This is a genomic window from Bacillus sp. TL12 (assembly GCF_022625245.1).
Lineage (GTDB): Bacteria > Bacillota > Bacilli > Bacillales > Bacillaceae_G > Bacillus_A.
The window spans coordinates 1-246 of record NZ_JAJJBY010000260.1 but is presented as its reverse complement, the minus strand read 5'-3'; the positions used below and the strand labels follow the sequence as shown (position 1 = coordinate 246).

Annotated in this window: 1 protein-coding gene; it reads left to right on the top strand. The window is 28.0% G+C overall.

The window, feature by feature from the left end; translation table 11 throughout:
* Positions 1-150: RNase H family protein (locus LOK41_RS28835; RefSeq protein ID WP_347269390.1), on the top strand; the 150-nt coding region annotated here is incomplete at its 5' end.
* Positions 151-246: the final 96 nt, after the last annotated feature.

Below are 246 nucleotides of genomic sequence, written 5' to 3'. Positions count from 1 at the left end.
GCTAAAAACACTCAAACACAAGAATATCAAGATTTTATGCAAAAATATATGCGTAGAATCCATATACAATTTGTAAAAGTGAAAGCACATAGTGGAAATGAATATAATGATCTAGCAGATCGTCTTGCCAAATATGCAACGAATCTATAAAAATAGTTGGGTATGAATCCTATAATTGAAATTTGTATAAAAATTTTATCAAAAATAAAATATCAATCCATATTCTTGCCAGTAACACGTATCTGG